The sequence below is a fragment of the Nonomuraea antri genome (assembly GCF_013283785.1).
Lineage (GTDB): Bacteria > Actinomycetota > Actinomycetes > Streptosporangiales > Streptosporangiaceae > Nonomuraea > Nonomuraea antri.
Window position 1 is genome coordinate 1 of the sequence record NZ_JABCPZ010000345.1, and the last position, 7,779, is coordinate 7,779.

Annotated in this window: 6 protein-coding genes; 4 read left to right on the plus strand and 2 right to left on the minus strand. The window is 71.6% G+C overall.

Features of this window, described 5'->3' with window-relative positions:
- Together HII36_RS59040 and HII36_RS51490 are read left to right on the plus strand one after the other, a co-directional pair.
- The coding region (locus HII36_RS59040) for a S8 family serine peptidase (RefSeq protein WP_173530726.1) at positions 1-3,218 on the plus strand (3,218 nt) is incomplete at its 5' end.
- Positions 3,219-3,277: 59 nt separating this feature from the next.
- Positions 3,278-4,432 (plus strand): NAD(P)/FAD-dependent oxidoreductase, encoded by a 1,155-nt coding sequence (locus HII36_RS51490; protein ID WP_173530727.1) that lies wholly within the window; start codon positions 3,278-3,280, stop codon positions 4,430-4,432.
- 47 nt (positions 4,433-4,479) lie between these two features.
- On the opposite strand, the gene HII36_RS51495 is transcribed toward HII36_RS51490, so the two are convergent.
- Together HII36_RS51495 and HII36_RS51500 are read right to left on the minus strand one after the other, a co-directional pair.
- Entirely contained in the window at positions 4,480-4,671 is a 192-nt protein-coding gene (locus HII36_RS51495; RefSeq protein WP_173530728.1) for a DUF2795 domain-containing protein, read from the minus strand.
- A gap of 43 nt (positions 4,672-4,714) precedes the next feature.
- Positions 4,715-5,554, minus strand: a complete 840-nt coding sequence (locus HII36_RS51500) for a glycosyltransferase family 2 protein (protein WP_173530729.1) — start codon at positions 5,552-5,554, stop codon at positions 4,715-4,717.
- 106 nt (positions 5,555-5,660) lie between these two features.
- Here HII36_RS51500 and HII36_RS51505 point away from each other — a divergent pair, with 106 nt between their 5' ends.
- Positions 5,661-6,290: a TetR/AcrR family transcriptional regulator gene (locus HII36_RS51505; RefSeq protein ID WP_173530730.1), complete on the plus strand. Its 630-nt coding sequence runs from the start codon at positions 5,661-5,663 to the stop codon at positions 6,288-6,290.
- Complete coding sequence (locus HII36_RS51510) at positions 6,287-7,663, plus strand: carotenoid oxygenase family protein (protein ID WP_173530731.1); 1,377 nt, start codon at positions 6,287-6,289, stop codon at positions 7,661-7,663. Before HII36_RS51505 ends, HII36_RS51510 begins: the two co-directional genes overlap by 4 nt.
- Positions 7,664-7,779: the final 116 nt, after the last annotated feature.

Genomic DNA, 7,779 nt, shown 5'->3' on the forward strand with positions numbered 1-7,779 from the left:
CGAGCTTCACCATGACCGGCACGGGCGCCGTGCTGGACGAAGGCGCCAAGTCCGCGACAGGAAAGCTCGCCAAGAGCGACCAGTCCCTGCTGAGCAGCACCTCCACGGCGCCCGTGCCGGTCATGGTGAAGCTCGACTACGACGCGCTGGCCGCCTACAAGGGCGGGCTGCCGGGTCTGCCGGGCACCAGCCCGCAGGTCACCGGCAAGTCGCTGGACGTCAAGAGCTCCGACGCGCAGAAGTACGACAAGCACATCGAGGAGGTGGAGCAGGCCTTCCTCGGCGAGCTGGGCAAGAAGGTGCCCGGCGCGGTGGTCGGCCAGCGGCTGCGCACCGTCTACGGCGGTGTGGCCCTGCGGATTCCCGCCGACAAGGCCAAGGAGGTGCTGAAGCTGCCCGGCGCGGTGGCGATCCAGGAGGACAAGCTCCAGCAGCCCCTCACCGACTCCAGCTCCCGCTTCATCGGCGCCGACGCCATCTATCAGCGGCTCGGCGGCAGCGCCTCGGCGGGCAAGGGCGTCAACGTGGGCGTGCTGGACAGCGGCGCCTGGCCCGAGCACCCGTCGTTCGCGTCGAACCCGTCGCTGCCGGCCCCCGGCCCGACCAAGGACGGCACGCCCCGCCTGTGCGACTTCGGCGACAACCCGCTGACCCCGGCCAACGACCCGTTCGAGTGCAACAACAAGCTCATCGGCGGCGGGCCGTTCCTGGAGACCTACAACGCGGTCGTGGGCGGCGAGGTCTACCCGGACAGCGCCCGTGACTCCAACGGCCACGGCACCCACACCGCCACCACCTCCGCCGGCGGCCCGGTGGCGGACGCGAACCCGCTGGGCATCAGCCGCGGCCCGATCCACGGCATCGCCCCCGCCGCGCACGTCTCGGTGTACAAGGTGTGCGGCGCGGAGGGCTGCTACCAGTCCGACTCGGCCGCGGCCGTGGCCAGGGCGATCCTGGACGGCGTCCGGGTGATCAACTTCTCCATCTCCGGCGGCTCCGACCCGTACAGCGACCCGGTGGAGCTGGCGTTCCTCGACGCGTACGCGGCCGGCGTGCTGGTGTCGGCCTCGGCGGGCAACGCCGGTCCCGGCGCGAACACCACCGACCACCGCAGCCCGTGGGTGACCACGGTGGCCGCCTCCACGCAGACCAGGACGTTCCAGTCGACGATCACGCTGTCCGGCACGGGCGGCGCGAGCGCGACGATCAAGGGCGCGTCCATCACGTCGGGCGTGGCCTCGCCGTTACCCGTGGTGCTCGCCTCGGCGCCGCCGTACAGCCGGCCGCTGTGCGACGCGCCCGCGCCCGCCGGTCTCTTCACCGGCAAGATCGTCGCCTGTGAACGCGGCCCGAACCGGCTGCTGAAGAGCTTCAACGTCAAGCAGGGCGGCGCGGCCGGGATGATCCTGTACAACGTCACCCCGCTGGACGTGATGACCGACGCCCACTGGGTGCCGACCGTGCACATCAACAAGCCCGAGACCGACACGCTGCTCGGCTTCCTGACCGCGCACCCGGGCGCGACCGCCTCGTTCACGCAGGGCACGAAGGCCACCTGGCAGGGCGACGCGATCACGTACTTCTCCTCGCGCGGCCCCGGCGGCGACTTCCTCAAGCCCGACGTCACCGCGCCCGGCCTGCACATCATGGCCGGCATGACCCCGACGCCGGAATCGCCGCTGGAAGGGCCGCCCGGCAACCTGTACCAGGTCATCGCGGGCACCTCGATGTCGGCGCCGCACGTCACCGGCGCGGCCGCGCTGGTGTTCGCGCTGCACCCCGACTGGACGCCCGGACAGGTGAAGTCGGCGCTGGAGACCACCGCCAAGCAGTCGGTCACCAAGTCCGACCGCACCACCCCGGCCGACCCGTTCGACATGGGCGGCGGGCGCATCGACCTGACCAAGGCCGGCGACCCCGGCCTGACCCTGGACGAGACGGCCGCCAACTTCGCCGCCTCGGCCACCGACCCGCTCAACCGCATCGATCTCAACCTGCCGTCGGTGAACGCCCCGACCATGCCGGGCCTCATCACCGCCAAGCGCACGGTGACGAACACCACGAACAAGACGCTCACGTTCACCGCCACCGGGAAGACCGTCGACGGCGCGAACATCGCGGTGATGCCGCCGCTGTTCAGCGTCAAGCCGGGCAAGAGCGCCAAGCTGACGGTGATCATCAGCGCGCCCGACCTGCCCGACGGGCAGTACTTCGGCCAGGTGAACCTCAAGCAGGTCGGCGGCAAGCGCGCGCTGCACCTGCCGGTGGCGTTCTACCGTCAGGAGGGCGCGGTGCCGGTCGAGCAGACCTGCGTGCCCGCCGCGATCGCCAAGGACACCGGCGAGTCCACCTGCACGGTGACCGTGCAGAACAACACGATGCAGGCCACCGAGGTCACCGCGCTGAGCACGCTCAGCTCGCGGCTGCGCCTCACCGGCGTGACCGGCGCCACGCAGGTCGGCAGCCAGATCGCCACGGCCAAGTCCACCCTGGCGGGCCGGCAGCCCGACAAGCCGACGATCGCGCCCGGTGCGGGACCTGCCGGGTACATCCCGCTGGACGCGTTCGGCGTCGAGCCCACGCCCATCGGTGACGAGCAGGCGCTGAACTTCACCGTTCCCGCGTTCGTCTTCGCCGGGAAGACCTACAACAGGCTCGGCATCGTCTCCAACGGCTACAGCGTGGCAGGCGGCACCAACGGCACCGACGACATCGCCTACCAGCCGCAGACCCTGCCGGACCCGGCCAAGCCGAACGGCGTGCTCGCGTCGTACTGGACGGACCTGGACGGCACCGGCGCGCCCGGCGTGTACGCCGCGTCGCTCACCGACGGCGTCAACGACTGGCTCGTCGTCGAGTGGCGGGTGAACATCTTCGGCACCACCGACACCAAGGTGTTCCAGCAGTGGATCGGGACGAACGGCGTGGAGGACATCAGCTTCGCCTATGACCCGGCCAACCTGCCCGGAGAGCCGCCGGCGGGCGCCGGGCTGACCGTGGGCGCCGAGAACGACGAGGGCACGGCCGGTCAGCAGATCGCCGGGCCGCCCACCCAGGACCTCGTGGTGAAGAGCACGCCGGGCGCGCCCGGCGGCACGCTCAGCTACACGATGAAGGTCAAGGGCGTCAGCACCGGCACCGGCACGGTCACCACGGCGACCTCGACGCCGCAGGTCAAGGGCATCACCGTGGAGGTGGACCAGATAACCGTGCAGTGATGTCACGTCCCGGTCTCCTCGATCCGTCTTCATGGCGGATCGAGGAGGCAGGGAAGAACATGACGGACATACTCGTGCTGGGCGCCGGATACACCGGACTCGCGGCGGCGATCAGGGTCGCCACCAGAACGCGCCGGGTCGGCGCCCGGGTCACGCTGGTCAACGCCTCGTCGCGGTTCACCGAGCGGCTCAGGCTGCATCAGAGCGCGACGGGGCAGCGGCTGGCCGACCACTCCATCGAGGACGTGATCGCCGGCACCGGCATCAGGTTCGTGCGGGCCCGCGTGGCCGCGCTCGACCCGGACGGCCACCGGGTGCGCCTGGCCGGCGGCGAGGTCCTGGCCTACGACAAGCTGATCTACGCGCTGGGCGCGGTCACCGACACCTCCGTCCCCGGCGTGACGGAGCACGCGCACACCTACGACGACCACGACGCCGCGCTGCGCCTGGCCGCCAGGCTGGAGACGCTGGCCGACGGCGGCACGGTCGTGGTGGCAGGCGGCGGGCTGACCGGCGTCGAGTCGGCGGCGGAGCTGGCCGAGTCGCATCCCGGGCTGCGCGTGGTGCTGCTCAGCCGCGGCCGGCCCGGCGCCATGCTGGGCGAGCGGGCCCAGGCGTACCTGGACCGGGCGCTGGCGCGGCTCGGCGTGCGGGTCAGGCAGGACGTCCGGGTGACCAAGGTGCTGCCCGACGCGGTGGAACTGGCCGATGGCGAGCTGATCCACTCCGACGCCACCCTGTGGAACGCGGGCACCCGCGGGCTGCCCCTGGCCGCGGAGTCGGGGCTGGAGACGGACGAGCGCGGCAGGATCGTGGTGGACCCGTTCCTGCGCTCGGTGTCGCATCCGGACGTGTACGCCGTCGGCGACGCCGCCGCGGTGCCCCTGCCGTTCGGCGTGCTGCACGGCACCTGCCAGAGCGGCATCCCGACCGGCCTGCACGCCGGTGACACGCTGGCCGACGGGCTGCTCGGGGGCAGGCCCAGGCCGTTCAGGTTCGGCTACTACCACCAGCCGGTCAGCCTCGGCAGGCGCGACGCGGTGATCCAGTTCGTCCGGCCCGACGACAGCCCGCGCAGGGGATACCTGACCGGGCGCTGGGCGGTGGCCTACAAGGAGACGGTCAGCGGCAGCCCGCTGCCCACCTTCCGGCTGCTCAAGCGGGGGCTGGTGCCGGTGGGGGCGTTCCGGCTGTCGGCCGGGCTCGGCGGTTGAGCGGGTACGCGGCGGCGGGTGTGTTCCGGCCCGCCGCCGTCGTCGGTTCAGCGTTTGGTGACCGCCTCGCTGACGGCGTTCGGGCCGTCGTACTGGCGGTCGGGCATGGACTCCAGGGCCTGGACGATCGTGTCGTCGGCGTTGTGATCGCGGGCGGCCTGGACCAGGTCGTCCCTGCTGGCCGGGTAGTTCACGCCCGACAAATGCTTCTGTAGCTGGATCGGATTGGGTTTGCTCATGCTCACCCTGTTACCCAGTGATCACGTGACGTAACAGGGCCGGTCAGCGGTCCCGTTCCACCCGGCGCCTGTCCATTTCCACCGTCTTGGGCAGTTCCCGTCGCTGGGCCAGTGCGCGGGGGAGCCTGGGCACCGCCGTGCGCAGGCCGCGCCAGCCCGCCGGGCCGGTGCGCAGGGCCTGCAGCGAGCGTCTGGCCACCTCGCGCCAGGGCCGGCGCAGCACCGCCGTCAGCACCGCGTTGCGCGCCGCCAGGGCCTGCCTGCCGCGCGGGTCGCCGGGCGGCGACGGGTGGTGGTGCGCCACCACGTCGTCCACGTACGACAGGCCCCAGCGCCGCGCGGCCAGGTCCATGGCCAGCCGCTCCTCCTCGCCGAAGAAGAAGATCACGTCGTCGAAGCCGCCCGCCTCCAGGAACGCCTGCCTGCGGACGACCGCGCCGCAGGCCAGGAAGCCCAGCACGTTCGGCCCGGGCAGGTCGTCGTCGACGCCCAGCGGGGAGCGCCGCATCCGCTCGCAGGTCGGGTCGAGCCGTTCGTCCGGGCCGACCAGGACCCGCGCGGCCAGCACGGCCAGGCGGGGGTAGGCGTCCATCACGTCGGTGGCCCGGTCCAGCGCGCCGGGCGCCCACCAGGAGTCGTCGTCGGCGAAGGCCACGTACGGGGTCTCGGCCAGTTCCACGCCCAGGTTGCGGGCCGGGGCGCCGAGGTTCTCGCCGGCCTCGACCAGCCGGACGTCGGGGAAGTGGCGGCGGACGAACCACGGCGTGCCGTCCGTGGAGCCGTTGTCGACCACGATCACCGGCCTGGGGTGCAGGGGCAGGGAACGGGTCAGGGAACGCAGGCGGTTCCTGGTGACCACGACCACGGTGATCGAGTTGCTCACCGTTCTCTCCTTACCTGCCGCCGGCGGATTAGTCCTTGACGGCGCGGCGACGGAGGCGTAGAAAGGCGGTAACAGTGTTACCGCCAAGAAACGGTGTTACCCAACGATGTCCATCACTGCTTACCAGCAGGCTCAGCAGCAGGGCCAGAGCGCCGTCAGGACCGCACTCCTCGACATCGCCAAGCACCTGCTCGTCACCGAGGGCCCCGCCGCGCTGACCGTGCGGCGGATCTCCGCCGAGGCCGGCTGCTCGACGAAGGTCATCTACACCCTGTTCGGCGGCAAGGACGGGCTCGCCGAAGCGCTCTGGCTGGAGGGCTTCGCCCGGCTGGAGCAGCGCCTGATGCGCCTCCCGGCCGAGTCCGACCTGCTCAGCCAGTTGCGCGCCGGGCTGACCGCCTACCGCGCGCACGCATTGGCCGAGCCCGAGTACTACCGGGTCATGTTCCTCGGCGCGCTGCCGGGGTTCGTGCCGGGTCCGGAGACGGCGGCCGCCGCCAAGCGGACGCTGAACATGCTGATCGACGGCGTCCAGATCTGCCTGGACGCCGGAGTGCTGCGCGGCGCCACCGCCGTGGAGCTCGCCGAGGTGCTCTGGATGGCCATGCACGGCGCGGTCAGCCTGGAGCTGTCCGGCTTCTTCGTCCCCGCCGAGGGCGAGCAGCGCTACGAGCTGCTGTGCTCCTCGGTCCTTTCGCCCTTCCTGCCGACCGATGAGAGGAACCGAACGTTATGACCACCACCCCGTTCCGTGGCGGATTCACCCCCGTCACCGAGGAGATCACCGCCTTCGACCTGAAGGTCACCGGAACCATCCCGCCCGAGCTCGACGGCCGCTACCTGCGCAACGGGCCCAACCCGCTCAGCCTCGACGACCCCGGCGCCGGCCACCTGTTCCTGGGCGACGGCATGGTGCACGGGGTGCGCCTGCGCGACGGGCGCGCCGAGTGGTACCGCAACCGGTGGGTGCGCAACGCCGACCTGGCCCGCCGCCTCGGCGAGAAACCCCGGCCAGGGCCGCTGCACGAGGGCATCGACTTCTCGGCCAACACCCACGTCATCGGCGTCGGCGGCCGCACGTTCGCGACCGTCGAGGCCGGGGCCCGGCCGTACGAGCTGAGCTACGAACTCGACACCATCGGCCCGTGCGACTTCGACGGCGGCCTGCCCGGCGGCTACGCCGCGCACACCCACCTCGACCCGGTCAACGGCGAGCTGCACGCGCTGGCCTACTTCTTCGGCTGGGACCACCACCAGCACATCGTGATCGACCCCAAGGGCACGGTCACGCAGGTCAGGAACATCCCCATCGCCGACGCGCCGATGCTGCACGACTTCGCGCTCACCGAGAAGTACGTGGTCATCTACGACCTGCCCGTCACCTTCAGCATGGCCCACGCCGAGAAGGGCGTCCCGCTGCCGTACGCGTGGAACGACGCGCACGGCGCCAGGATCGGCCTGCTGTCACGCAGGACCGGGGACGTGCGCTGGGTCGAGGTCGAGCCCTGCTGGATCTTCCACACGCTCAACGCCTACGACGACGGCGACGACGTGGTGATCGACGCGGTCCGCTACTCGCGCAGGTTTGTCGACGCCCGCCTCGACCTGGGCGGGCTGCCGACGCTCGACCGCTGGCGGATCTCCACCGCCACCGGCCGGGTCACCCAGTCCCGCCTGGACGACCGCCCGCAGGAGTTCCCGCGCATCAACGAGCGCCTGGTGGGCCGGCCGCACCGGTTCGGCTACACCGCCGCGGCCGCCGACCTGATCGACGTGGTCTCGCCCGGCGACACCGGGCTGGACGACCTGCCCGACGAGGCGTTCGACAACACGCTGATCAAGCACGACCTGGCGCGCGGCACCCACGAGACCAAGGCGTTCGGGCGCGGCCACTACGTGGGCGAGCCGGTGTTCGTGGCGGCCGGCGACGGGAACTCCGCGGCCGCCGAGGACGACGGCTACGTGATGACCTACGTCAACAACCCCGACCGGGGGGCGGCCGACCTGGTGATCCTGTCCGCCCAGGACTTCACCGGCGAGCCGGTCGCCACCGTGCACCTGCCGGCCCGGGTGCCGCTCGGCTTCCACGGGAGCTGGATCGCCGACTGACAGTGATGATGTAGATGAGCGCTTCCCGACAGGGTCTGACCCAGCGACTGACTGACCTCGAGGTCCTCAACGGGATCTGTCGGCCCTGGCCGGGAAGCGCTCGTGTGCACTCACCG